Source organism: Enterobacter cloacae complex sp. ECNIH7 (assembly GCF_002208095.1).
Lineage (GTDB): Bacteria > Pseudomonadota > Gammaproteobacteria > Enterobacterales > Enterobacteriaceae > Enterobacter > Enterobacter cloacae_M.
Genome location: NZ_CP017990.1, coordinates 173,329 through 198,757 on the forward strand (window position 1 = coordinate 173,329; position 25,429 = coordinate 198,757).

The 25,429-nt window shown below is 56.2% G+C and carries 21 protein-coding genes; 9 read left to right on the forward strand and 12 right to left on the reverse strand.

The window, feature by feature from the left end; genetic code table 11:
- Nucleotide 1: 1 nt before the first annotated feature.
- The 7 genes from lldD to WM95_RS00900 all read right to left on the reverse strand — a co-directional run bounded on the left by lldD (nucleotide 2) and on the right by WM95_RS00900 (nucleotide 8,109).
- Nucleotides 2–1,189: an FMN-dependent L-lactate dehydrogenase LldD gene (gene lldD / locus WM95_RS00870; protein WP_063408575.1), complete on the reverse strand. Its 1,188-nt coding sequence runs from the start codon at nucleotides 1,187–1,189 to the stop codon at nucleotides 2–4.
- Nucleotides 1,186–1,959, reverse strand: coding sequence for a transcriptional regulator LldR (lldR, locus tag WM95_RS00875; RefSeq protein ID WP_045400284.1), 774 nt, complete (start codon nucleotides 1,957–1,959; stop codon nucleotides 1,186–1,188). The genes lldD and lldR overlap by 4 nt, the downstream gene beginning before the upstream one ends.
- Entirely contained in the window at nucleotides 1,956–3,611 is a 1,656-nt protein-coding gene (gene lldP / locus WM95_RS00880; RefSeq protein ID WP_023309919.1) for an L-lactate permease, read from the reverse strand. Before lldP ends, lldR begins: the two co-directional genes overlap by 4 nt.
- Before the next feature lie 335 nt (nucleotides 3,612–3,946).
- The gene (locus WM95_RS00885; RefSeq protein ID WP_063408574.1) at nucleotides 3,947–4,309 is read right to left on the reverse strand and encodes a YibL family ribosome-associated protein; all 363 of its coding nucleotides are present in this window, start codon (nucleotides 4,307–4,309) and stop codon (nucleotides 3,947–3,949) included.
- Between the two features lie 58 nt (nucleotides 4,310–4,367).
- Complete coding sequence (mtlR, locus tag WM95_RS00890) at nucleotides 4,368–4,958, reverse strand: mannitol operon repressor MtlR (protein ID WP_023309920.1); 591 nt, start codon at nucleotides 4,956–4,958, stop codon at nucleotides 4,368–4,370.
- A complete protein-coding gene (gene mtlD, locus WM95_RS00895) occupies nucleotides 4,955–6,103 on the reverse strand; it encodes a mannitol-1-phosphate 5-dehydrogenase (RefSeq protein ID WP_023309921.1) in 1,149 nt (382 codons plus the stop codon). The genes mtlR and mtlD overlap by 4 nt, the downstream gene beginning before the upstream one ends.
- Before the next feature lie 98 nt (nucleotides 6,104–6,201).
- Nucleotides 6,202–8,109 (reverse strand): PTS mannitol transporter subunit IICBA, encoded by a 1,908-nt coding sequence (locus WM95_RS00900; RefSeq protein WP_023309922.1) that lies wholly within the window; start codon nucleotides 8,107–8,109, stop codon nucleotides 6,202–6,204.
- Nucleotides 8,110–8,768: 659 nt separating this feature from the next.
- Here WM95_RS00900 and WM95_RS00905 point away from each other — a divergent pair.
- The 5 genes from WM95_RS00905 (at nucleotide 8,769) to selB (ending at nucleotide 14,287) form a co-directional block, all read left to right on the forward strand.
- Nucleotides 8,769–9,125 (forward strand): DUF3302 domain-containing protein, encoded by a 357-nt coding sequence (locus tag WM95_RS00905; protein ID WP_024906600.1) that lies wholly within the window; start codon nucleotides 8,769–8,771, stop codon nucleotides 9,123–9,125.
- 2 nt (nucleotides 9,126–9,127) lie between these two features.
- Nucleotides 9,128–10,264, forward strand: a complete 1,137-nt coding sequence (locus WM95_RS00910; RefSeq protein WP_088544613.1) for an HlyD family secretion protein — start codon at nucleotides 9,128–9,130, stop codon at nucleotides 10,262–10,264.
- 90 nt (nucleotides 10,265–10,354) lie between these two features.
- On the forward strand, nucleotides 10,355–10,963 hold the full coding sequence (locus WM95_RS00915; RefSeq protein WP_023309924.1) for a glutathione S-transferase: 609 nt from the start codon (nucleotides 10,355–10,357) through the stop codon (nucleotides 10,961–10,963).
- A gap of 103 nt (nucleotides 10,964–11,066) precedes the next feature.
- The gene (selA, locus tag WM95_RS00920; RefSeq protein WP_063408573.1) at nucleotides 11,067–12,452 is read left to right on the forward strand and encodes an L-seryl-tRNA(Sec) selenium transferase; all 1,386 of its coding nucleotides are present in this window, start codon (nucleotides 11,067–11,069) and stop codon (nucleotides 12,450–12,452) included.
- The gene (selB, locus tag WM95_RS00925) at nucleotides 12,449–14,287 is read left to right on the forward strand and encodes a selenocysteine-specific translation elongation factor (protein ID WP_063408572.1); all 1,839 of its coding nucleotides are present in this window, start codon (nucleotides 12,449–12,451) and stop codon (nucleotides 14,285–14,287) included. The genes selA and selB overlap by 4 nt, the downstream gene beginning before the upstream one ends.
- A 3-nt stretch (nucleotides 14,288–14,290) precedes the next feature.
- Here the strand turns inward: selB and WM95_RS00930 are convergent, their stop codons facing one another.
- Complete coding sequence (locus tag WM95_RS00930; RefSeq protein ID WP_063408571.1) at nucleotides 14,291–15,175, reverse strand: ROK family protein; 885 nt, start codon at nucleotides 15,173–15,175, stop codon at nucleotides 14,291–14,293.
- A 165-nt stretch (nucleotides 15,176–15,340) separates the two neighbouring features.
- Here WM95_RS00930 and aldB point away from each other — a divergent pair, with 165 nt between their 5' ends.
- Nucleotides 15,341–16,879, forward strand: coding sequence for an aldehyde dehydrogenase AldB (gene aldB, locus WM95_RS00935; RefSeq protein ID WP_023309928.1), 1,539 nt, complete (start codon nucleotides 15,341–15,343; stop codon nucleotides 16,877–16,879).
- On the opposite strand, the gene WM95_RS00940 is transcribed toward aldB, so the two are convergent.
- On the reverse strand, nucleotides 16,876–17,838 hold the full coding sequence (locus WM95_RS00940; RefSeq protein ID WP_063408570.1) for a LysR family transcriptional regulator: 963 nt from the start codon (nucleotides 17,836–17,838) through the stop codon (nucleotides 16,876–16,878). The genes aldB and WM95_RS00940 overlap by 4 nt on opposite strands.
- Before the next feature lie 120 nt (nucleotides 17,839–17,958).
- Here WM95_RS00940 and WM95_RS00945 point away from each other — a divergent pair, with 120 nt between their 5' ends.
- The gene (locus WM95_RS00945) at nucleotides 17,959–18,699 is read left to right on the forward strand and encodes a MipA/OmpV family protein (RefSeq protein ID WP_023309930.1); all 741 of its coding nucleotides are present in this window, start codon (nucleotides 17,959–17,961) and stop codon (nucleotides 18,697–18,699) included.
- 383 nt (nucleotides 18,700–19,082) lie between these two features.
- Complete coding sequence (locus WM95_RS00950; protein ID WP_063408569.1) at nucleotides 19,083–19,538, forward strand: 4Fe-4S dicluster domain-containing protein; 456 nt, start codon at nucleotides 19,083–19,085, stop codon at nucleotides 19,536–19,538.
- 4 nt (nucleotides 19,539–19,542) lie between these two features.
- Here the strand turns inward: WM95_RS00950 and avtA are convergent, their stop codons facing one another.
- Nucleotides 19,543–20,799: a valine--pyruvate transaminase gene (avtA, locus tag WM95_RS00955; RefSeq protein WP_023309932.1), complete on the reverse strand. Its 1,257-nt coding sequence runs from the start codon at nucleotides 20,797–20,799 to the stop codon at nucleotides 19,543–19,545.
- Nucleotides 20,800–21,032: 233 nt separating this feature from the next.
- Complete coding sequence (locus WM95_RS00960) at nucleotides 21,033–23,063, reverse strand: alpha-amylase (RefSeq protein WP_063408568.1); 2,031 nt, start codon at nucleotides 23,061–23,063, stop codon at nucleotides 21,033–21,035.
- A gap of 314 nt (nucleotides 23,064–23,377) precedes the next feature.
- On the opposite strand from WM95_RS00960, the gene WM95_RS00965 reads away from it, so the two are divergent.
- Entirely contained in the window at nucleotides 23,378–24,202 is an 825-nt protein-coding gene (locus tag WM95_RS00965; protein WP_032661838.1) for a protein bax, read from the forward strand.
- A gap of 40 nt (nucleotides 24,203–24,242) precedes the next feature.
- On the opposite strand, the gene xylR is transcribed toward WM95_RS00965, so the two are convergent.
- Complete coding sequence (xylR, locus tag WM95_RS00970) at nucleotides 24,243–25,421, reverse strand: D-xylose utilization transcriptional activator XylR (protein ID WP_023309935.1); 1,179 nt, start codon at nucleotides 25,419–25,421, stop codon at nucleotides 24,243–24,245.
- Between the last annotated feature and the right edge of the window lie 8 nt (nucleotides 25,422–25,429).

A 25,429-nucleotide genomic window follows, 5' to 3' on the forward strand; every position in this document is an offset into this window, starting at 1 on the left:
TTTACGCCGCGTTTCCCTGAGCAAGTGGCGCCAGCGCCGCCGGTAATTTGCTTAACTCCTGCACCAGAGAATCTCTGCTGATTTCACCGATTGTTTTCGCTCCTGTCAGCGTCATCGCCACCTTCATCTCTTTGTCGATCAGGTTGAGCAGATTCGCCACCCCTGCCTGGCCCGCCGTCGCCAGCGCATACAGATACGCGCGTCCCAGCAGCACGCTGTCGGCGCCCAGCGCAATCATGCGCACCACGTCCAGCCCGTTGCGGATGCCGCTGTCGGCCAGGATCGCAATATCGCCTTTCACCGCATCGGCGATGGCCGGCAGGGCGCGTGCGGAAGAGAGCACCCCGTCAAGCTGGCGTCCGCCGTGGTTAGAGACCACAATCCCGTCTGCGCCAAAGCGTACCGCGTCGCGGGCATCTTCCGGATCGAGGATCCCTTTGATCACCATCGGGCCGTCCCAGAACTCGCGGATCCACTCCAGGTCTTTCCACGAGATCGACGGATCGAAGTTGTTCGCCAGCCAGCCGATGTAATCCTCCAGCCCGGTCGGTTTACCGAGGTATGCCGAGATATTCCCGAGATCGTGCGGACGACCGTTCAGGCCGACATCCCACGCCCACTGCGGATGGGTCATGGCCTGCCAGTAGCGGCGTAACGCAGCATTCGGGCCGCTCATGCCGGAGTGGGCATCACGATAGCGCGCCCCGGGGGTCGGCATATCGACGGTAAAGACCAGCGTGGTGCAGCCCGCCGCTTTGGCGCGCTCGAGCGCGTTGCGCATAAAGCCGCGATCGCGCAGGACGTACAGCTGGAACCACATCGGGCGCTTGATGGTCGGGGCGACCTCTTCAATCGGGCAGACGGACACGGTGGAGAGGGTAAACGGAATGCCTTTGGCATCCGCCGCCGCGGCCGCCTGCACTTCGCCACGGCGGGCATACATGCCGCACAGGCCTACAGGCGCGAGCGCCACCGGCATGGAGAGCGTTTCGTTGAACAGCTTTGTCTCAAGGCTCAGGTCAGACATATTCTTCAGCACGCGCTGGCGCAGAGCCACCTCCGACAGATCTTCCACGTTGCGGCGCAGGGTGTATTCGGCATACGCCCCGCCGTCGATATAGTGGAACAGGAACGGGGGCAAAATGCGCTGCGCCGCGGCGCGATAGTCACTGGCTGCTGAAATAATCATGCTTTGTTCTCCCTGGAAATATCACTGTCGCCAGGCAGACGGGTAATACGCGCCTGTCGGGCCTGGTCTTCATCGAATCGTTTAATGGTGGTGTGCACGAAGCCGAGATGCGCCATCATCGCTTTGCGCGCGGCCTCGGCATCACCGGCCAGAATGGCGTTGAGCACCGCCTCGTGCTGTTCGGTTAGCCGGGCAAACACTGGCGGAACCAGATACATGCGCTGGCGGCTCTGCTTCACGGAGGATTGCAGCAGGTCGAAGAACCCTCGCATGGTCTGAAGCAGCACCACGTTGTGCGACGCCTCGGCAATCGCCAGGTGAAAACGGACGTCCGCCTGGGAGGCGATATCCGGGTCGCTGCTCTGCGTGGCCTCAAAGCAGGCGATGAGTTTCTCTTTGTCGGCGTCGGTTGCCCGCATGGCCGCGTGCCAGGCGGTACTGGTTTCGATAGCGTGACGCGCTTCAAGGATGTCGAAGCTGTAGTCCGGGTCGTTCTCCATCAGCGTCTTCAGCGGCTGCACGATGTTTTGCTCGGACCAGTCGTCATGCTGCCAGCGTACAAAGGTGCCGCCGCCGCGACGGCTCACCAGCACCCCTTCGCTAACCAGCGTCGCCAGCGCCTCACGCAGAGAATTGCGCGACACGCCAAGCTGGGCGGCGAGCTGGCGTTCGGCGGGCAACTTCATGCCCGCTTCCAGCTGTTGTTCTTCAATCAGCGCCCGCACGCGAGAGGCAATCTCGTCGGACAGGCGTCTGGGCATTACTATCATGGGATCATCCAGGTTAAGACATAGGCCTGCAGGGTGGTGATTACCCCCACCATGCAGGTGAATATCAGGCTGTGTTTCACGGTAAAGCGGAACAGATCCGACTCTTTACCGACCAGTCCCACCGCCGCACAGGCAATGGCGATGGATTGTGGAGAGATCATTTTTCCGGTCACGCCGCCGGTGGTATTCGCGGCCACCAGCAGGACGTCCGACACGCCAATCTGCTGGGCTGCCGTTGCCTGCAGCGCGGCGAACAGGGCGTTAGACGAGGTATCGGAACCGGTCAGGAACACCCCCAGCCAGCCGAGGAACGGCGAGAAGAAGGTGAAGGCGTGGCTGGTATGGGCCAGCGCCAGCGCCAGCGTCGATGACAGGCCGGAGTAGTTCGAGATAAACGCGAACGCCAGCACCATGCCGATGGAGTAAATCGGCAGCATCAGCTCTTTAACGGTCGCGGCAAAGGTCTGCACCGCGGCCGCAGGCTTCATGCGCAGCCATACTACGGAAAGAATAGCGGCAAACAGGATGGCGGTACCGGTGGCGGAGAACCAGTCGAATTTATAGACCGCGGCATACGGCGTGGCAGCGTGCACCACCGGCGGCATACGGGCGACCATCTTGTCGAGGAACGGTACGGAGATGTTAATCACCATGTCGTACAGCGCCCCGCCCGGGGCAAACAGGGCTTTAAACGGCGGGATGCTCCACAGGGTGACCGTTGCGGTCAGGAACAGGAACGGCGACCAGGCGCGGATCACCTGTCCTGCCGTATAGCCCGTACGTGCCAGGGTTTGATCAACCTGCGAAGCGCCCATGTCGGCGAAGCGGAAAATACGCACCGGCTGCCAGCGTTTAAGGAACAGCGTCAGACAGACCAGCGACACCAGCGAAGAGATGATGTCCGGCAGCTCCGGGCCGAGGAAGTTCGAGCTGAGGTATTGAGCGATAGCGAACGAACCGCCCGCCACCATCACCGCAGGCCAGGTCTCCTTCACGCCGCGCCAGCCGTCCATAATCGCCATGATCCAGAACAGGACGATAATGGTCAGGAAGGGCAGCTGGCGGCCAACCATCTGGCCGATCTCGAAGCTGTCCAGCCCGGTGACCTGTCCGGCCACCAGAATCGGAATGCCCATCGCGCCAAACGCAACCGGCGCGGTGTTCACAATCAGGCACAGGCCCGCGGCATAGAGCGGGTTAAAGCCCAGACCCACCAGCAGCGCGGCTGTGATCGCCACCGGTGCGCCAAAGCCTGCCGCGCCTTCCAGAAACGCCCCGAAGGAGAAGCCGACAATCAGCATCTGCAGGCGCTGGTCCGGCGTGATGGAAAGAATCGACGAACGGATTATGTCGAACTGCCCGGTTTTCACCGAGATTTTATAGACAAACACCGCCGCGATGATGATCCACGCAATCGGCCACAGGCCGTAGAAGAAACCGTAGACGACGGAGGCCAGCGCGCGATCGACCGGCATTTTATAGAAGAACAGCGCTACCATCAGGGCGATAGCAACGGTATACGTCGCGGCGAGGTAGCCCTTCAGCTTGAGCTTAATCAGCGCAAAGAAGAAGAACAGGATCGGAAGCGATGCGATCAGGCTCGACAGCCAGATATTACCGGCTGGGTCGTAGTTTTGTTGCCAGAGGCTCATGCAGGTCTCCTGGGGACCAGACAGCCTGCGCTGCGGGTGAGTCTCCGCTCAACTCTGCGTCACAGGTTGTGTAAAAGTGGTCCTGCCAATGTTGTGTTGTAGGGTTAATGACAATGAATGGTTAACCAAATGTTATGGTCAAGCAATGAGTTTGTGAGCGGAAATAATGGAATTGTGAACCGGGGAAGAAAGAAAAGGGGGATTGGTTGGGCCAATTTGAAGCGGGGTGGGGCCTGATGCCCTCACCCCGTCCCTCTCCCATGGGGAGAGGGAGAAAACCGCACCGTACAGTCCCCTCGCCCCTTTTGGGAGAGGGTTAGGGTGAGGGGGAAGTATCAGAACGCGGTCTTACAAAAACCCGTCATCTCTTTCAGGCCCATTTCGCGGCCAAGCTCGGTCATCGGGTGTACCACCACCAGACCGCGGACGCTTTTCTTCAGCTTGCCCATGTCGGCCTGTTCTTTTTTGGTGATCGCGCGGCGGTGCGGCATGTTCATCAGCTTCTGCGCTTCTTTGCTCAGCTTCTGGCCTTTCACTTCGCGCAGGCGCTCGATTTCTTTTTCCAGCGTGGCGGCTTCTTTTTCCAGCTCGGCGTACTTCTCGGCGGAATCGACCAGTGACAGGCCAGCCATCTGATGGCGGATCAGATCCAGGCGGTCGCTCAGGCGTTTAATTTCGTTCTTTTCGACTTCTTTCATGACAAATAACTCTGAAAACGGGGAATTTACAGGGAAGGATACACCAATGTGAGCAGGCTTACTTCTGAAACGCTTTTTTTAAGCTGATTCGGGAAATCAGCTCAGTCAGGGAGAGAACCATCGTGGAACGGACAACCTGTTGATAACGCAGCTTTTGCATCGCGTAGAGCTCAGGGTCGCTGTTATCAAAATGGGGAGCAGGGGGCAGCGCGGTGACGCAGTGCAGCTCGCCGAAGGGCCCCAGGATCTCATCATCGGTAAAGGTGTACTCGTTACCGTCATGATTGAGTTCTTCGCGCAGCGCCATTAACAGCTCCGCATCTTCATACTCTTGTCGGTTGAGCACGCCAAGACCATAAATCAGCTTCAGACGCACGGATAGATCGCCCAGCGGTCCGTCTCCGTCCAGTAACGGTTCTACAGCATACTTTACCGCGTAGTCGTCTTTGCGAAACACCTGAAGCACCAGGATATTCACCGCCTCGGTTAACAGCTCGACGGCGGCAATCAGGAAGCTTCGTACGGTTTTGCCAGCATTCAGACGCTCAAGCACACGATTTTCAAAGGCCTGGGTTTGTTCCATTATTGCCTGCATATCTGACAATCTATTATTTGGGCGCAGGTTAACCTGCGCCGCACTGTGCATCATTTGGTTGCGTTGTATGCGTTAACCGCCTCCACAACCACGTCGCTGTTGGCGTCCAGACCGGAAATCTGCGCCAGCGCAGCCTGCGCGCCTTTGTCATCAATCAGCTGAGCCAGTTCCTGCGCCTGTGGGTCCTGCTCGCTGCGGTAGTGCATCGCGGCGGCAATCCCTTTCACCAGGTTGGCGTGCGGCAGGCCGTATTCCAGCGTGCCCAGCAGCGGCTTAATCAGACGGTCGCCCGCGCTCAGTTTGCGCAGAGGCTGACGGCCCACGCGTTCAACGTCATCTTTCAGATACGGATTTTCAAAGCGACCGAGGATTTTCTGGATGTATGCTGCGTGTTTATCAGCATCAAAACCGTAGCGTTTGATCAGCACCGCGCCGCTCTCTTCCATTGCCCCTTTTACCACCGCGCGGATCTTCTCATCGAGGATCGCATCACGAATGGTCTGATGACCGGCCAATTTTCCGAGGTACGCGGTTATAGCATGCCCGGTGTTCAGCGTGAAGAGTTTGCGTTCGACAAATGCCATCAGGTTATCGGTTAATTCCATTCCCGGAATGGTCGGCAGGGCGCCTTTAAACTGGGTTTTATCAACGATCCACTCGCTGAAGGTTTCCACAGTCACTTCCAACGGGTCGTTGGTGGCGGATTCAGACGGCGGAACGATGCGGTCCACGGCGGAATCCACAAACCCGACGTGCGCTTCAACCCAGGCTTTGTCTTCATCTGCTACAGCGTTGAGCACGTGGCCTTTCAGCTGCGTGGTGCCGCGCACCATGTTTTCACAGGCGATGATGTTCAGCGGGGTGTCGATGCCCTGCGCTTTACGTTTTGCCAGGCCTTTCGCAACCGCAGGGGCGATACGCTCAAGAACGACCGGACCCACGGCCGTGGTGACCAGATCGACGCTGGCGATCAGGTCGATAACGTCTTCCCCGATGCTGCTGACCGCGTTGACGCCGGATACCGTCTCAACCTGCTCGTTTTCACCGACTACATGGACCTGATAGCTATGACGCGCATTCAGGGCATCCAGGACCACCTGATTCACATCGGCGAATGTCAGCGTAATGCCCGCGTCTGCCAGCAGTTTACCGATAAAACCACGACCGATGTTACCTGCGCCAAAATGTAATGCTTTCATAGATTTAACCTTCATCAATGTTTTTACCCGAGAGGGCTGGGGTGAGGAACGTTTCCCCTCACCCTAGCCCTCTCCCCAGAGGGGAGAGGGAAGAGGACTTATTTGTTAAGAAGTGCCAGGACTTCTTCCACGCTGGTAGTGCTCGCCAGACGCGCAATGACAGACTCATCGTCCAGCGCGTTGGTCAGGCTGGTAATCACCTGAATGTGCTCGTTGTTGCGAGCGGCGATACCAATCACCAGACGGGCGATGTCGTCTTCTTCTTCACCGAAGCGCACGCCCTGCGGATACTGACAGAATACGACGCCGGTTTTCAGGACGCGATCTTTCGCTTCAACCGTACCGTGCGGCACCGCGATGGATTCGCCCAGGTAGGTTGGCGTCAGTTTTTCGCGTTCCAGCATCGCGTCAACATATTCAGGCTGAACGTAGCCTCCTTTCACCAGCTGCTCGCCGGCAAAGCGAATCGCTTCTTCTTTGGTTGCCGCTGTGCGACCGAGGAAGATGTTTTCCGCACCCAGTTTGAACAGGTGGGCGTTGCTCTCGTCAAAGCTGTCCTGCAGGCTTGAGCGCACTTTCACTTCGTTGTCTTCGTGACGCTGCGCCGCAACCAGACGTTCGGTCAGGCTGGTGTACAGGCCGCTGTCGAGGAAGTTAGTCAGCGAAATGTGCTGTGCCTGCGGTACCTGGCGCATGGCGCGTTCAGTCAGGTCGCGGTGCGTGATGACCAGGTCAACGTCCGGCGGCAGGCTGTTAATGGCGCTGTTGGTGACGGAGATGTTGGTCAGGCCCGCATCCTGCACTTTCTTACGCAGCACGCCTGCACCCATTGCGCTGGAACCCATACCGGCGTCACAGGCAACGATGATTTTACGCACGTGGCTCAGGTCGTTAGAGACATCACCAGCCGCCAGCGGGGTCGCGCCTTTGGATTCGGCTTTCATGTCGTGCATACGACGGGTCGCCGCTTCAATATCGTCGTCTTCTTTCACTTTGCTGGTTTTCAGCAGGATAGAAGAGACCACGAATGAGACCGCCATTGCCGCACAGATGGCCGCGATGTTCGCGAAGTACGCCCCTTTTGGCGTCATCGCCAGCACCGCCAGGATAGAACCCGGAGAGGCTGGAGACACCAGACCGCCGCCCAGCACGCTCAGGGTGAACACGCCGGTCATACCGCCAAGGATAACGGCCAGGATCAGACGTGGGTTCATCAGCACGTACGGGAAGTAAATTTCGTGGATACCGCCCAGGAAGTGGATGATTGCCGCACCGCCAGCAGACTGCTTAGCGCTGCCGCGACCAAAGAACATGTACGCCAGCAGTACGCCCATACCCGGACCCGGGTTGGCTTCAATCAGGAAGAAGATAGACTTGCCGAGATCGTGAGACTGCTGAATACCCAGCGGCGAGAAGATGCCGTGGTTGATAGCGTTGTTGAGGAACAGGATTTTCGCCGGTTCTACGAAGATAGACGCCAGCGGCAGCATGTCGTGCGCAACCATGAAGTTAACGCCTGCCGCCAGAATTTTGGACAGCACTTCAACCGCAGGGCCAATGCCGAGGAACGCCAGAATCGCGAGGATCATCCCGATGATGCCCGCAGAGAAGTTGTTCACCAGCATTTCGAAGCCGGATTTGATCTTACCATCAACCCAGACGTCGAATTTCTTAATCGCCCAGCCGCCCAGAGGACCGGCAATCATTGCTCCGAGGAACATCGGCATATCCGCACCGACGATAACACCCATGGTCGTGATAGCGCCCACTACGCCACCACGGTCACCGCCCACCAGACGACCACCGGTGAAACCGATGAGCAGCGGCAGGAGATAGGTAATCATTGGGCCAACAAGTTTCGCCAGCGTTTCGTTAGGCAACCACCCTGTCGGAATGAACAATGCAGTGATGATACCCCACGCGATAAACGCGCCGATATTTGGCATCACCATGTTGCTGAGGAAACGACCAAAGCTTTGAACTTTGATCTTGAAATCGGATGACATAAAACACCCCTTCTTCTGTTTACGCTTAGGCTTGCGGCCCGAGGTTTATTGTTAATGAGGCGGCAGAGGTAGCCGGGCCCTGTTCTGATGCTGTGAAATCTGGCACTGAATCGTTCAACTGTCCAGACAGCGAAAATTTGTGTGACGCATGTCACGTAAAGATAGGGGGTGTGGATGTCAATGAGGTGATCCTGGTCACAAAAAAGGTGGGCAAAAAAAATACAATGGCGAGAAATACGGCAAAAACCATCCTTTTTTGTGATGGTTGTCACGCTTTGGTTTTGTGTGTTTGTTTCTGGATTGTGACTGATTTCACAAAATATTTTTATGCAGATTTCTCCGGCTGTGATCGGCGGCAAACTCTGTTTAGCGATTCGGCGTCAGGATGGCATAGCGCGACACGTTAAGCTAAAAAACCACTTTTGATGTGTGGTATGGCGAAAAGTTAAAACGTGGATTACGCTCATATTGTAAGGTTAAGTATATTATTATTCAGGATATATTTTGACACGCTTATAAACTTGCACGGAGATATTATAAAAACCGATACTCCTCGGCTCTGAAATAACCAGCATACCTTATGTATTTCAAAATAAATTAATTAGGTTGCGTACTGTTTTATTAATTCAATGAGTTGACGTTGTTTAAGTGAGGAGAATATGTTTCTCAACTATTTTGCGCTGGGCGTATTGATTTTTGTATTTCTGGTTCTCTTTTATGGAATCATCGCCATCCATGACATTCCTTATAATATGGCCAAAAAGCGTAACCATCCGCATGCCGATGCGATTCATACGGCAGGTTGGATTAGCCTGTTTACGCTCCATGCCATCTGGCCGTTCCTGTGGATATGGGCCACGCTGTACCGTGAAGATCGCGGCTGGGGGATGCAAAACCACATCACCAAGCCTGATGAGGTTCCGGGCATGGATGCGCTGGCCAAACGTGTGGCCGAATTAGAACAAAAGCTGGCCGCGGTAAAGCCTGCTGCTGATAAGAACACGCTGGAGCGCTAATCATGGATCTGTTGATTATTTTGACCTACGTGGCATTTGCCTGGGCCATCTTTAAAATATTCCGCATTCCGGTAAACCAGTGGACGCTTGCCACCGCAACATTAGGCGGGGTGTTTATTGTTGCCGGACTTATTCTGTTAATGAACTATAACCATCCATACACCTTTACGGCGCAAAAAGCGGTTATTTCTATTCCGATTACGCCGCAGGTTACCGGGGTGGTTAGTGAAGTGACCGATAAAAATAACCAGCTCATTAAAAAAGGCGAAGTGTTATTTAAACTGGATCCGGGCCGCTATCAGGCGCGCGTCGACAGACTCCAGGCCGACCTGGTGACCGCGACGCATAATATCGACAATCTTAAAGCGCAGCTGGCGGAAGCCGTCGCCAATACGACGCGCGTTTCCGCAGAGCGTGACCGCCTGTATAAAGATTATCAGCGCTACCTGAAAGGCAGCCAGGCGAAGGTGAATCCGTTCTCTGAAAGCGATATCGACAACGCGCGGCAGAACTATCTGGCGCAGGATGCGCTGGTGAAAGGCTCCGTTGCTGAACAGACGCAAATTCAAAGCCAGCTGGACAGCATGGTGAACGGCGAGCAGTCGCAGATTGCCTCCTTACGCGCGCAGCTTGCCGAAGCCAAATACAACCTGGATCAGACCGTGGTCCGTGCGCCAAGCGATGGTTACATCACCCAGGTGCTGATCCGTCCGGGGACGTACGCCGCCGCGCTGCCGCTGCGTCCGGTGATGGTCTTTATTCCTGAACAGAAGCGTCAGATCGTGGCCCAGTTCCGTCAGAACTCGCTGCTGCGTCTGAAGCCGGGCGATGAAGCGGAAGTGGTGTTTAACGCACTCCCGGGTCAGGTGTTTACCGGTAAGCTCACCAGCGTTCTGCCAGTAGTGCCAGGCGGGTCTTATCAGGCACAGGGTGCGCTGCAGGCACTGACAGTCGTGCCGGGTACGGATGGCGTACAGGCGTTAATTGAGCTGGAGCCTAACGCCGATGTCGATGCCCTGCCAGAAGGTATCTATGCCCAGGTGGCGGTCTACTCGGACCATTTCGCCCACGTCTCGGTGATGCGTAAAGTATTGCTGCGCATGACCAGCTGGATGCACTACCTCTATCTCGATCACTAATCCTTCCGGGGCAGGAATGCGACACGCAAACCTGCCCTTTTTTCATCGCTTGATCCATACTGACTTTTTTCCGGCATCAAGGATCAGGCAATGAAACTCATCGGTAGCTACACCAGTCCCTTCGTGCGAAAGATCTCGATTCTCCTGCTGGAGAAAGGGATTGAATTTGAATTCATCAATGAACAGCCCTACAACGCTGAAAACGGCGTCGCGCAGTACAACCCGCTGGGGAAAGTCCCGGCGCTGGTGACGGACGAGGGCGAATACTGGTTCGATTCCCCGATTATTGCGGAGTATATCGAGCTGCTGGGCGTTGCCCCGGCAATGCTGCCGGCTGACCCAAAAGCGGCGCTGGCAGTGAAGCAAATTGAAGCCCTGGCCGATGGCATTATGGATGCGGCGTTAACCTCCGTGCGTGAACAGGCAAGGCCCGTCGCCCAGCAGTCGGAAACGGAACTGTTACGCCAGCGGGAAAAAATCAGCCGCAGCCTGGACAGGTGCGAACAGCTTATCCGGGAAGGAAAGATTCAAACCGACAGCCTGAACCTGGCAACCATCGCTATCGCCTGCGCCATCGGCTATCTCAACTTCCGCCGGGTTTCCCCTGGCTGGTGCGTCGACCGTCCGCTGCTGGTGAAACTTGCAGACACGCTTTTTAGCCGCGAGAGCTTTGCCCGTACCGAACCGCCAAAGGCTTGACGCGGGTTATAACACTTCGGCGTCGGAGGTTGTACAATCCCTCCACATGTTAACTCCCTCTCCCGTCGGGAGGGGGGAAGATATTTACTCGCCAGGCGCCTTCATGACTACTCATCATTCGCTGTACAGCCAGATCCCCGCTACCGACCGTCTCCTTCGCGAGCCCCGCATTCATGCTGCCGTTGAGCGTTTTGGCCATACCGCGACGGTGGAGATGTTACGCCTGCTTCAGGACGAAGCCCGATGCGCTATTCAGTCAGAAAACGCCTTGCCCGAATGGTGCGCGGCGTGGGAGCAGGAAGTTGAGCACCGGCTGGATGAGAAAGCGCAAAGCGCGTTACGCCCGGTGATTAACCTGACCGGTACCGTCCTGCATACCAACCTGGGACGCGCGCAGCAGGCGGAAGAGGCTATCGCGGCGGTTGTTCAGGCCATGCGGGCGCCCGTGACGCTGGAGTACGATCTGGACGGCGCCGGACGCGGGCATCGTGACCGGGCGCTGGCGGACCTGCTGTGCCAGCTGACCGGCGCGGAAGATGCCTGCATTGTGAATAACAACGCCGCAGCGGTGCTGCTGATGCTGGCGGCCACCGCCAGCGGCAAAGAGGTGGTGGTTTCCCGCGGCGAGCTGGTGGAGATTGGCGGGGCGTTTCGTATTCCGGACGTGATGCGCCAGGCGGGCTGCACGCTGCATGAGGTGGGCACTACCAACCGCACCCATGCGAAAGATTATCGCGCGGCGGTGAATGAAAATACCGCCCTGCTGATGAAGGTTCACACCAGCAATTACCATATAGAAGGCTTCACCAAAACGGTTGAAGAGGGCGAGCTGGCGGCGATTGGACGCGAACTGAATATTCCGGTGATTGCCGATCTCGGCAGCGGCTCGCTGGTGGATCTGAGCCTTTATGGGCTGCCCAAAGAGCCGATGCCGCAAGAGATGATTGCCGCAGGCGTCAGCCTGGTCAGCTTTTCCGGTGACAAGCTGCTTGGCGGGCCGCAGGCCGGGATTATCGTCGGCAAGCGCGAGCTGATTGCGCAGCTCCAGCAGCATCCGCTCAAGCGCGCCCTGCGAGCCGATAAAATGACGCTTGCCGCGCTGGAGGCGACGCTGCGGCTCTATCTCCATCCGGAGAAACTGGCCGACCGCCTGCCCACGCTGCGTCTGTTAACCCGCGATGCCGCTTCGATTCGCGCCCAGGCCGAATTACTGCTGCCGCGCATTGCCCCGTGCTACCCCGATTTTGACGTTCGCATTGAACCCTGCCAGTCGCAGATTGGCAGCGGTTCGCTGCCGGTGGACAGGCTGCCGAGTGAAGCGCTCACGTTCACCCCGCGTGACGGGCGCGGCAGCCACCTTGAAGCCCTGTCGTCGCGCTGGCGTGGCCTGCCCGCGCCGGTTATCGGGCGGATTTACGATGGCCGAATGTGGCTGGATCTGCGCTGCCTTGAAGATGAAGAGCGATTTCTGGAGATGTTGTTGAAATGATTATTGCCACCGCCGGTCACGTCGACCACGGAAAAACCACGCTACTTCAGGCGATTACCGGCATAAACGCCGACCGCCTGCCGGAAGAGAAAAAGCGCGGCATGACCATCGATCTGGGCTATGCCTACTGGCCCCAGCCTGACGGTCGCGTTCTGGGTTTTATTGATGTTCCGGGGCATGAAAAGTTTCTGTCCAACATGCTGGCGGGCGTGGGGGGCATCGATCATGCCCTGCTGGTGGTGGCCTGTGATGATGGCGTCATGGCGCAAACCCGTGAGCACCTGGCGATCCTGCAGCTGACTGGCAACCCGCAGCTGACCGTGGCGCTGACCAAAGCCGATCGCGTGGATGACGCACGCGTCAGCGAAGTGCGCGAAACGGTACAGTCGACCTTGCAGGAGTATGGTTTTGCCGATGCTCCGCTTTTTGTCACCGTGGCGACAGAAGGGCGCGGTATCGATGAACTTCGCCACCACTTACGGCAGCTTTCGTCGCGTGACCACGCCAGCCATCACCGCTTCCGTCTGGCAATTGACCGGGCGTTTACCGTCAAAGGCGCGGGGCTGGTGGTGACCGGTACGGCGCTGAGCGGTGAAGTGAACGTAGGTGATACGCTCTGGCTGACGGGCGTTAACAAGCCGATGCGCGTGCGCGGCTTACATGCGCAAAACCAGCCCGCGGAGCGTGCTCATGCCGGGCAGAGGATCGCGCTGAACATTGCCGGGGATGCGGAAAAAGAGCAGCTTAACCGCGGCGACTGGCTGCTGGCCGATGCCCCACCTGAGCCGTCTGAACGCGTCATTGTTTGCCTGCAGACAAACGTGCCCCTGACCCAATGGCAGCCGCTGCATATTCACCACGCGGCCAGCCATATCACCGGACGCGTGTCGCTGCTGGAAAACGACCTTGCCGAACTGGTATTCGATTCACCGCTCTGGCTTGCAGACAACGATCGTCTGGTTCTGCGTGATATTTCCGCGCGGGAAACGCTTGCCGGGGCACGGGTGGTCGCGCTGAATCCACCGCGACGCGGCAAGCGTAAACCTGAGTATTTGCAGTGGCTGGCTGCTCTGGCGCAGGCCAGCGATGATAACGCCGCGCTGCGGGTGCATCTTGAGCGCGGTGCGGTGAGCCTGCGTGATTTTGCATGGGCACGCCAGCTGAGCGAGGAAGGGTTACGCCTGCTGGTCCAGCAGCCGGGCTTTATTCAGGCTGGAAACAGTCTGCTAAACGCCCCGGTTGCTGCGAACTGGCAGCGTAAGATACTGAGCACGCTCGCAACGTACCATGAACAGCATCAGGATGAGCCTGGCCCGGGCCGTGAGCGTCTGCGGCGCATGGCGCTGCCGATGGAAGACGATGCGCTGGTGCTGCTGCTGATTGAAAACATGCGCGAAAGCGGGGCGATCAAAAGCCATCACGGCTGGCTGCATCTGCCGGATCACAAGGCCGGGTTTACCGCAGAGCAAGAAGCGGTATGGCAAAAAGTGGCCTCGCTGTTTGGCGATGAGCCGTGGTGGGTTCGCGATCTGGCCCGCGAAACGAATACCGACGAGCAGGTAATGCGTCAGGTATTGCGCCATGCGGCGCAGCAGGGGCTGATAGTCGCGATCGTGAAAGATCGTTATTACCGTAACGATCGGATTGTGGCGTTTGCGAACCTGATCCGCGAGCTGGATCAGGAGCGGGGCTCTACCTGCGCAGCCGATTTCCGCGATCGGCTGAACGTGGGCCGCAAGCTGGCGATACAGATCCTGGAATATTTCAACCGTATCGGCTTTACCCGCCGTCGGGGTAATGACCATCTGCTTCGTGACGCGCAGCTATTTCCCTGAGCGCTACGTGTGGCGGGAGAGTTTTTGCTTTGCCAGCCATACCGCGCCCAGTCTTCCTGCCTGGTTACCCAGCTCGCAGGGCAGAATGGGCACTTTGAGTGCTTCCCATTCCTCGAATCGCTCCAGGTACTTATCGAGCAGGAGATAGATTTTCTCCTGCTCGCTTACCCCTCCGCCAATCAGCACTGCCTGTGGATCGAACATCGAGATCACGCTATAAACGCCGCGCGAGAGAAAATGCGCCCAGGCTTCAATAGCTTCGCGCAGATGCACGTCGCTCTCCATACGTTTAAACAGCTCCTTGCCGTCGGGCATTTCTTCTTCTGAAACGGCCAGCGCGCGGCGGCAAGCTTTCATCAGGCCGCTGGCAGACGCAACCTCGTGCATCGGTTCGCCCTGGTCCCCCACGGGCAGCACGCCAAATTCGCCGGCGCGGTAATGCGACCCGCGATAGAGATCGCCTTCCATCACAATCCCGCCACCGATGCCCGTGCCGATGGTGATACAGACGAAATGCTCGTAATCCTTACCCGCGCCCTGCCAGCGCTCGCCCAGCGCCGCACAGTTGGCGTCATTTTCCACGGTGACGGGAAGATCGGTCAGATCGGCGAAGAGTTCGCACAGGTTTTCGCTGTCGAGATAGTCGAGCGCGCCCGCTTTAGCCGCTTCGCCGCTATGGTGGTTAATATGGCCGGGAAAGCTCACGCCGATACCGACGATATCGTATTCGTCCTGATACGCTTCAACTACCGCTTTCCACTTCTTTTTGAAGGTGTTTTTATCCTCAGGGGTATCGTACTCGTCTGTCGTCAGCTCCTTGCCATTTTCATCAATCACGCCGTGCTTGATATGGGTTCCGCCTACGTCAAAACCGATAAATAGCTGCATCGCATCCTTCCTTATGAGCTCTTGACTTGTTAAGTATGGCTCAGTGGCAGAAACGAAACGTAAAGTACGGTAATCCGTGATACGGCTCGTAAACCCGTCACCCACTGGCGAGAAAAACGCCAGCCGGAACTACCCTTGTTGTACACCAACAGCAAGGAGACGGTCATGACAAACAATCCTCCCTCATCGCGTATCCAGCCCGGCGAGTATGGTTTTCCCCTCAAGCTGAAGCCTCGTTATGACAACTTTATTGGCGGCGACTGGGTAGCTCCCGTCGACGGCGAATACTATTCCAACCTGACCCCCGTAACCGGCCAGCCGCTGTGCGAAATAGCCAGCTCCGGCAAGCGCGATATCGATCTGGCGCTGGATGCGGCGCACAAAGCGAAAGATAAATGGGGCCATACCTCAGTTCAGGACCGCGCGGCTATTTTGTTCAAAATCGCTGACCGGATGGAGCAGAATCTGGAGCTGCTGGCGACGGCGGAAACCTGGGATAACGGCAAGCCGATCCGGGAAACGATGGCGGCAGACGTGCCGCTGGCCATCGACCACTTCCGCTATTTTGCCTCCTGCATTCGCGCTCAGGAGGGCGGAATAAGCGAGGTAGACAGCGACACCGTGGCGTATCATTTCCACGAACCGCTGGGCGTCGTCGGGCAAATCATTCCGTGGAACTTCCCGCTGCTGATGGCGAGCTGGAAAATGGCGCCCGCGCTGGCGGCCGGCAACTGCATTGTGCTGAAACCGGCGCGTCTGACCCCGCTCTCGGTCCTGCTGCTGATGGAAATCGTTGGCGACCTTCTGCCGCCGGGCGTGATTAACGTGGTCAACGGTGCGGGCGGTGAGATAGGGGAATATCTGGCTACCTCGAAACGGATCGCTAAAGTGGCGTTTACCGGGTCGACGGAAGTGGGCCAGCAGATTATGCAGTACGCCACGCAGAACATCATTCCGGTGACCCTGGAGCTGGGCGGGAAATCCCCGAACATCTTCTTCGCGGACGTGATGGAGGAAGAGGATGCCTTCTTTGATAAAGCCCTGGAAGGGTTTGCGCTGTTTGCGTTTAACCAGGGCGAAGTCTGCACCTGCCCAAGCCGCGCGCTGGTGCAGGAGTCCATCTATGAGCGCTTTATGGAGCGGGCCATTCGCCGCGTAGAGTCTATCCGCAGCGGTAACCCGCTCGATAACGTGACGCAGATGGGGGCGCAGGTCTCGCATGGACAGCTGGAAACGATCCTCAACTACATCGATATCGGCAAGAAAGAGGGGGCGGATATTCTGACCGGCGGTCGCCGTAAGGTGCTCGGTGGGGATCTGCAGGAAGGGTATTACCTGGAGCCAACGATCCTGTTCGGTCAGAACAACATGCGCGTCTTCCAGGAGGAAATTTTCGGACCGGTACTGGCCGTGACCACCTTCAAAACGATGGAGGAGGCGCTGGAGATTGCCAACGACACGCCGTATGGGCTGGGAGCGGGCGTCTGGAGCCGCAACGGTAATCTGGCCTATAAAATGGGCAGAGGTATTCAGGCCGGGCGCGTCTGGACCAACTGCTACCACGCCTATCCAGCCCACGCTGCATTTGGTGGTTATAAGCAATCGGGTATCGGGCGTGAAACCCACAAGATGATGCTGGAGCATTATCAGCAAACGAAATGTTTGCTGGTCAGCTACTCCGATAAACCGCTGGGGCTGTTCTAATCGCCCAGCTCAGGCCGTCCATGGGCGGCCTGAGCAATTTGCTGGCGCAGGCAGTTCAGAACGCCATCCAGAACGTATTGCACGCGCCAGGGCTGGTATTCGCGTTTGCGGAAGATGGCCGTCAGATCGAGCCACCACTCTTCCTGATGCGGGAAGCAGGGAACCAGCATCCCTTGCGTTAATTCTTTTTTCAGACTCTCTTTTGGCGCAAAAACAATCCCAAGATTATTTCTTGCCAGCTCCAGGGCCGTCTGCGTATTGTCGCAAATATAATTACCGGTCACCCGGTAGTCATGCACGCTATCACTGCCGTGCACGCGGAAACGCCAGATATTTGCATCATCGACCAGCATGGAGTCAATGAGAATACAGGAATGATTAATTAAATCTTCAGGTCCCTTTAAGGGATGCTTATTTAAATAATCAACGGTTGCAAATGCTGTAACGGAATATTTTGTTAACACGCTGGCAACCAGACTTTCGTCTTTCGGCTGCGCATAGGTAATTAAAATATCGCAGTCATCCGGGAAGAAAACGCCTTCTGAAAATTCATTCCGGTCGAGGTTGTAGGTTTTCAGGGAGATGCGGATGTCACCGATATCTTCTATCTGATGGATCACGTGACGCGCGAGATAGGTCACGATACCCGTAGGGGCGTAAATCGTGACTTTTCCGCGTTTTTCATGCTTGTAATCCGCAATGAAATTAACAAGTTGAGTATTTTTATCCAGCGTGGCGTTAACATAGGGAAGTAACGCTTCACCGAACTGAGTAAGCGCCAGTTGACGCGTGGTGCGTTCAAAAACCTTGAGTCCAACCCGTGTTTCAAAATCAGACAGATATTTGCTAACGTTGGCCTGCGCCATGCCCAGCAGGGCGGCGGCATCACCAATGCTGCGAGTTGCGGCGATGACGGATATGATTTTTAATTCGCGTGGCTTCAGCTGTAAATTACTCATCCTGCACACCCATCTATATGATTTTATATATAATATTATATAAACCACAGCGTTGCATTGGCAAATTTGTAACCATTATTATGCGCCTCGCTTGTTTGGCATTTTAATGGATTACATGTAATGACTATTAAATACAATTTACTCATCGCGGCCACGTTATTTGCAACATCCTCAGCAATGGCCGGTGACTTTTCACTAGGAGCGGGGGCTGTATTTAATGAGTCTCCTTACAAAGGCTATAACGAAAATACGACCGCAGTACCGTTAATTAGTTACGAAGGCGACAACTTTTATGTTCGCCAGACCACGGGCGGATGGATCCTGTGGAAAGACGCAAAAAATGAACTCAGCCTGACCGCATCGTGGATGCCGCTGCATTTCGATCCAGATGACAACGACGACCATCAGATGAAACAGCTTGATGAGCGTAAAGCCTCTGCCTTCCTCGGCGGCGCGTACTACCGCCACGAAAGCTGGGGTTCTCTGAAAGTGGCGGTCTCTGGTGATGCCACGGATGAAAGCGGCGGTATGATCGGCGAGGTTTCTTACTTCCGTCCAATCAGGATGGAACGCCTGACCCTGACGCCCTCTGTCGGTATTTTCTATAGCGACGAAAGCTATAACGACTACTACTACGGCGTATCCGGCAGCGAGTCTCGCCGCTCAGGTCTGGATGAATACACCGCCGGTGACAGCTGGACGCCATACGTTGGCCTGGCGGCCAAATATCAGTTAACCCAGAAGCTGTATCTCAACGCCAGCGCGGTCTACACCGTATTGCCTGACGACGTGAAGAACAGCCCGATGATCGACCGCGACGACAGCTTCGCGCTGATGACCGGCCTGACCTGGCGTTTCTGATGCGTTAAAGCCGGGTGGCGGCTTCGCCTTACCCGGCCTACATGGACTGCCATCGCAGTTTTACGTAGGCCCGAGCAAGCGAAGCGCCGCCGGGCATATTTGAGAGTACCGATCTTCCGTTTTCCCTTCCCGTCATGACTTCCTCATTAATATTCCTGATACGCTAATGCGATCTGCGCCATCAATAAAGGTGTGCATCATGTGTATCATTCTTAAAGAAAATTAAACCGTGCACTCTCGTCCGTATTTGGCGACGGGTGGGAATTAAGCACGGATATCAGGAGTCGTTATGTTTTATCCGGCTTACATTCATTCTGATTCCGACGGTAGCGCCAGCGGCTATCTCAAAAGAACTGGATTTTAACGTGCGCGAGGCGTAACAGATGAACCGATTTATCGTGGCGGATGCGGAAAAATGCATTGGGTGCCGCACCTGCGAAGTGGCCTGCGCGGTGTCGCATCAGGACGCCGTCTCCGCTCATGCCTTTACGCCCCGCCTTCAGGTGGTTAAGGGGGACGACTACACAACGGCAGTGGGTTGCCATCAGTGCGAGGACGCGCCTTGTGCTAACGTCTGCCCAACCCATGCCATCAGTCGTACGGCGGGAGCCTGGCTCGTTGAGCAGACGCGCTGCATTGGGTGCAAAAGCTGTATGGTGGCGTGTCCGTTTGGGGCGATGCAGGTGCGCCTGGAGGGTAATAGGGCGCAGGCGCTGAAATGTGATTTATGCCTGCATCGCGAAGGCGGACCGGCCTGCGTGGAGGCCTGTCCAACCCACGCGTTGCGATGCGTTGATCCTGCCAGACTACGCGCCGAACGGCTGCATAATCTGGCGTAAGAACTTACTGACCGTCTTCGCGCCAGGCTTTTTCAATTTCTTCGGCGAGAATTTTAACACCCGCTTCGATTTTTTCCGGATCGGGCACGTAGTTCATGCGCATGCACTGGTGTGTATGCGGCCACGGCTTATCCAGCCCCGGGAAGAAATAATCGCCTGGTACCATCAGCACGCCGCGCTTTTTCAGGCGCTGGTAGAGCAGTTCGGTGGTGATAGGCAAATCCTTAAACCACAGCCACAGGAAAATCGCCCCTTCAGGTTTATGGATCAGGCAGCGTTCTTCCGGCAAGTAGCGGCGAAGTATCGCAATCGTCTCCTGAACGCGCTGGTAATAGAATGGCTTGATCACGTCATTGGACAGACGCAGCAGGTCGTTGCGCTTAATCATTTCGCACATCATCGCCGGGCCAATGCCGCCCGGTGAAAGGCTGATAATGCCGTTCATATTGGTTATGGCGGTGATGATTTTCTCGTTGGCGATGATGATGCCGCAGCGGCTGCCCGGCAGACCCAGCTTAGAGAGGCTCATGCACAGGACAATGTTCGGGTTCCACAGCGGACGCGCTTCGCTGAAGATAATGCCCGGGAACGGCACGCCGTAGGCGTTATCGATCACCAGCGGAATGCCGTGCTGATTCGCCAGCGCATCCAGCTTCATCAGTTCGTCGTCGGTGATCACGTTGCCCGTTGGGTTAGTCGGGCGCGATACGCAGATCATGCCCGTCTCTTCACCAATATGCAGGTGTTCAAAATCGACGTGATATTTGAACTGGCCTTCCGGCAGCAGCTCGATGTTCGGGCGCGCGGAGACGAACAGATCCTCTTCCAGGCCGGAATCGGCGTAGCCGATATACTCCGGCGCCAGCGGGAACAGCACTTTTTTGGTGGTGCCGTCGGCGCGACGCCCTGCGAACAGATTAAACAAGTAGAAAAACGCGCTCTGGCTGCCGTTTGTCAGTGCAATATTCTGTGGTTCGATATCCCAACCCAGCTCGTCACGCAGCATTTCGGCGAGGAGTGCCAGCAGTTCAGTTTTCCCCTGCGGGCCGTCGTAATTGCAAAGCGCATCGGTTGCTTTGCCGCTTTCCAGCATCTGAGCGAGCAGCGTCTGGAAATAGGTATTCATCTCCGGAATTTGAGCCGGGTTTCCGCCGCCGAGCATGATTGCGCCCGGTGTGCGCAGCCCGTCGTTGAGGTCCTCCATCAGGCGAGTAATGCCTGAATGGCGGGTAAATTTGTCGCCGAAAAGTGAAAACGTCATAGCAGGTGATCTGTCGAGCTTATTTTGAAAGTGGGTAACCATAACGCTAGCACCGTGCTGGTGCAAATCGGGTGATGTGGTCGGATTTGTTGTTTTGTATGGCGGAGTTGGATTTATACAGTGAATAGTTCTGGTGGATTTTCCCTCACCCCGACCCTCTTCCAAGAGGGAGAGGGGGAAAAGACGGCGCCGTGCGGTTCCCTCTCCCCTGCGGGGAGAGGGTTAGGGGGGAATTATTGATTACCTGCCCATACCACCATCACCTTATCGCCCATGTGCTCGCGCACGAAGCCATATCCCTCTTTCAGCGACAATGTGGTTTGCTTGCCTTCACCGATCGCCGGATGGCGGGCGCGGAACTGGCCCAGCGTTTGCCAGTGGGCGACGGTTAGGGCCTGCTTACCCGTGACGTCCTGCCAGTTCATATCTGATCGGGTGCCCTGTAATGGGTCAGAACCTGTCGGCCCGAACGGACGCTCGGATTCATCCCCGTAATAGATTTGTACGCTGCCCGGTGCTAACAGAAGCAGCTCCGCAGCTCGCTGGCCCCCTTCGCGGAACAGACGCGTATCGTGTGATGAGAGATAGCTCAGCACGTTGAAGCTTTGCAGCTTTTCCGCCATCTGCTGCCAGGTGAGATCCATATCTGCCAGACAATCCACTGCTTTTGCCGCCTGCTCCTGATAATCAAAGTTAATCATCGCATCAAAACCGTGGCGGTAATAATCGCTTTGCATCACCCCGTGCCCCCAGGATTCCCCGGTCATCCAGAAGGGTGCGTTGTCGAGCTTTTTATCCGGGTTCGCCCCTTTCCAGGCGGCCAGCGCCTGGCTTGCCTGGTCTTTCAGCTGTTGCCAGGCCGCAAGCTCAACGTGTTTCGCCGTATCCACCCGGAAACCGTCGATGCCGTAGTCACGTACCCACTGGCTCAGCCAGTGGGTCAGATAATCGCGCGGGGTATATCCCGGGATGGCCTTCGCGTGGGTGTCGGGCTTGTGTTGGTAAAAGTTAGGCAATCCGGAAGGCGTCGTGGATTCCGTTTTCAGATCCGGCAGAAATGCCAGCGACATGGTCAAATCGTCGAAGCCAGGGTTGTCGTAATCGCCGATGTCCGTGCGGATCCATTTCTTGCCCCACCATTTTTCCCATGCGGCTTTGTCGCTAAAGTTGATGTAGTCGTTAAAGCTGTGCCAGCTTTGGCCCGCGCCCGGCTTCCAGTCCGTCCAGCGTTCTCCCAGCGTCTTTTTCAGCTCATCACCCTGAAGGTACAGGGCACCAAACTGAAATTCCTGCATGTCTGCCAGCGTGGCATAGCCAACGTGGTTCATAACGATATCAAACAGAACGTGGATCCCGCGCTTGTGCGCTTCGTCGACAAGATGGCGTAAATCATCTTCGGTGCCCATGTTGGCGTCGAGCCTGGTCCAGTCCTGGGTGTAGTAGCCGTGATAGGCGTAGTGGGGGAAATCTCCTTTGGTGCCACCGCCTACCCAGCCGTGGATCTGCTCAAGCGGGGAGCTTATCCAGAGCGCGTTCACCCCCAACTGCTGTAAATAATCGAGCTTGCCGGCAAGTCCTTTGAGATCCCCGCCGTGGAAGGTGCCAATCTCTTGCATACCGTCTTTATGACGACCGTAGCTGTTGTCGTTGCCCGGGTCACCATTCACATAACGGTCGGTCAGCACAAAATAGACGGTGGCGTTTTGCCAGCTAAACGGCGCCGGCCTGTCGGTTTCGGCGCGCTCAAGCAGCAGCAGGCCGTTACTGTTAGCGGCTGGCTGCAGGGTGATTTTTCCATTCTGCACCGTCGCCGTCTGTTTACTGTAGTAGTCGCGCACCACGGAGCCTTCCGGGAAGGTACTGCTGACGTCCAGCGTCAGCGGTTTGCCGTCCCACTTCGGACACTGGCGGATAACGTTTGCAACCGGCTGTTCTGCGGTACTCTGAATCGTCAGCATGAGGGTGGGCGTGCCGGAGCGGGTATCAATCCGCATCTGGTAGTCACCGTCGCGGAAAAGGCGCCACTGCGGCGGCGTGCCGTCACAGGGCTTGAGCGACAGCATCTCATTGAGTTTTATCGCATCCGCAGGCTGCCAGCACGTCTTGTCAAAACTCAGCGTCAGAGGACGCGTACCCTTCGCAAGCTTTGCCTGGCTGGTGAAGACACCGGTGCCTTCGGCGGTAAATGCGTTAAACCCCGGCGATGACCAGTCGGCATGCGCCAGTGCGGGTAACATCAGAAAGGCTAATGCGGTACGTTTCATTCCTTTTTCCTGTCGCGGCATTTTTGACCAGTGTGCCATCAGGCGGGGGGCTGAAACTCATCCCCTGTCGCTTTCTGCCAGGAGGATGCGTGAGGATGAGTGATCTCGCGCAAAATTAGGCAGTTATCTGCGATAGCGCACACAGTTTTTGTGGAATGATGTTTTTATGAGCAAGTTTCAGGTGACATAGTTTCGGAATTGGACTATTTCTATACGTGCTCTTGAAGTCTATTTTTGATATGATTTGAGATTCCGCTCTCAAATTTGTGAAAAAAATAAGGTGTTGGGATGATTACATCCGACCAGGAGACCTAATGATATCGACTCCCATTCGACGATATGGGGCTGCGATACTCATGTTACTCACCACGGCATTTTCGGGTGAGGTGCTTGCGAAGACGCACACGGATACAACGAGTAAGAAAGCCCACGTAATAAAGACGACAAGTAGTAAGGTTAGCAGTAAACAAGAGTATTCTCGCAATAGTGCAAAGAGTAGTTCACTTCCTGATTTGCGAAAATACCCTTCCGGAACACCAAGGAAAAAAGCGTTTCTCCGGACGGTAATGCCTTACATCACGAGTCAAAATGCCGCGATTACTGCGGATCGTAACTGGCTGATTTCCAAACAGTACGATAGCCGCTGGTCGCCGTCAGAGCGCGCGCGTCTGAAAGATATCACGAAGCGCTACAAGCTGAGCTGGAACGGTAACACCCGTCGTGTGCCGTGGAATGCTCTCCTTGAGCGTGTAGATATCATCCCGGGCAGCATGGTTGCTACCATGGCTGCTGCCGAAAGCGGCTGGGGTACTTCTAAGCTTGCGCGTAGCAACAACAACCTTTTCGGCATGAAATGTGTGAAAGGTCGTTGTAATAATGCCCCTGGCAAGGTGAAAGGCTATTCGCAGTTTGAATCTGTGAAAGATTCCGTCAGCGCTTACGTAGTGAATCTGAACACGCACCCGGCCTACTCATCGTTCCGTAAATCACGCGCTCAGCTGCGTAAAGCGGACCAGGAGGTGACGGCCAGTACGATGATCCACAAGCTGAAAGGTTATTCGACAAAGGGACAGAGCTATAACAACTATCTGTTCGCCATGTACCAGGATAACCAGCGTTTAATCGCCGCCCATATGTAATCTCAAAAAAAACGCCTTCCACTGGAAGGCGTTTTTTTTTCTATATCAGCACCTCGCTGTGGCGATCCCGATACTCCTTCGGCGTGGTGTCATACTCTTTGCGGAACACCGAATAGAAGTATTGCAGAGACGGGTAACCGCACATCTGCGAGATTTCGTTGATCGACAGTGACGTAGAAATGAGCAGGCTGCGTGCTTTCTCCAGCTTTTCAGCATGGATGACGGCATGAATGGTTTCGCCTACCTCTTCTTTAAAACGCTTCTCCAGATTCGAACGCGAAATGCCCACCGAATCCAGCACCTGATCGACCTTAATCCCTTTGCAGGCGTGGTTGCGAATGTAGTGCATGGCCTGAATGACGGCCGGGTCGCTTAAGGAGCGATAATCGGTTGAGCGACGCTCCACGACGCGGACAGGAGGCACGAGCAAACGCTGAAGCGGCAGAGATTCTTTATCCAGCAGACGATGCAGCAGCTTCGCCGCCTGATAGCCCATCTGACGCGTGCCCTGAGCAACGGAGGAGAGCGCCACGCGAGACAGATAGCGGGTCAGTTCTTCGTTATCTATGCCAATCACGCACAGCTTTTCGGGCACCGGAATGTGTAAGTGTTCGCAGACCTGCAGCACGTGCCGCGCGCGAGCGTCCGTCACGGCGATAATACCGGTTTGCGGCGGCAGCGTTTGCAGCCAGTCCGCCAGGCGGTTTTGCGCGTGCTGCCAGTTTTCCGGCGCGGTCTCCAGCCCCTGGTACACCACGCCGCGATACTTCTCCTGTGCGACCAGCTGGCAAAATGCGTGTTCTCGCTCAACGGCCCAGCGCTTGCCGCTGGTGGCTGGTAACCCATAAAACGCGAAGCGATGGACGCCTTTTTCTTTTAAATGGAGAAAGGCGGCCTCGACCAGGGCATGGTTATCGGTGGCAATATAGTGGACCGGCGGATAGTGTTCGGGCGCATGATAGGAGCCGCCGACGCCCACTATCGGGACATCGACGTCGGTCAGCAGCTGCTCAATGACGGGATCGTCATAGTCGGCAATGACGCCATCGCCCAGCCAGTCTTTGATGTTCTCCAGACGGGTGCGAAAATCTTCTTCAATAAAAATGTCCCATTCAGATTGCGACGCCTGCAAATATTCACCAACACCTTCCACCACCTGACGGTCGTAGGCTTTATTGGCATTGAATAACAACGTAATGCGGTGACGCTTTTCAAACATGGCTCACT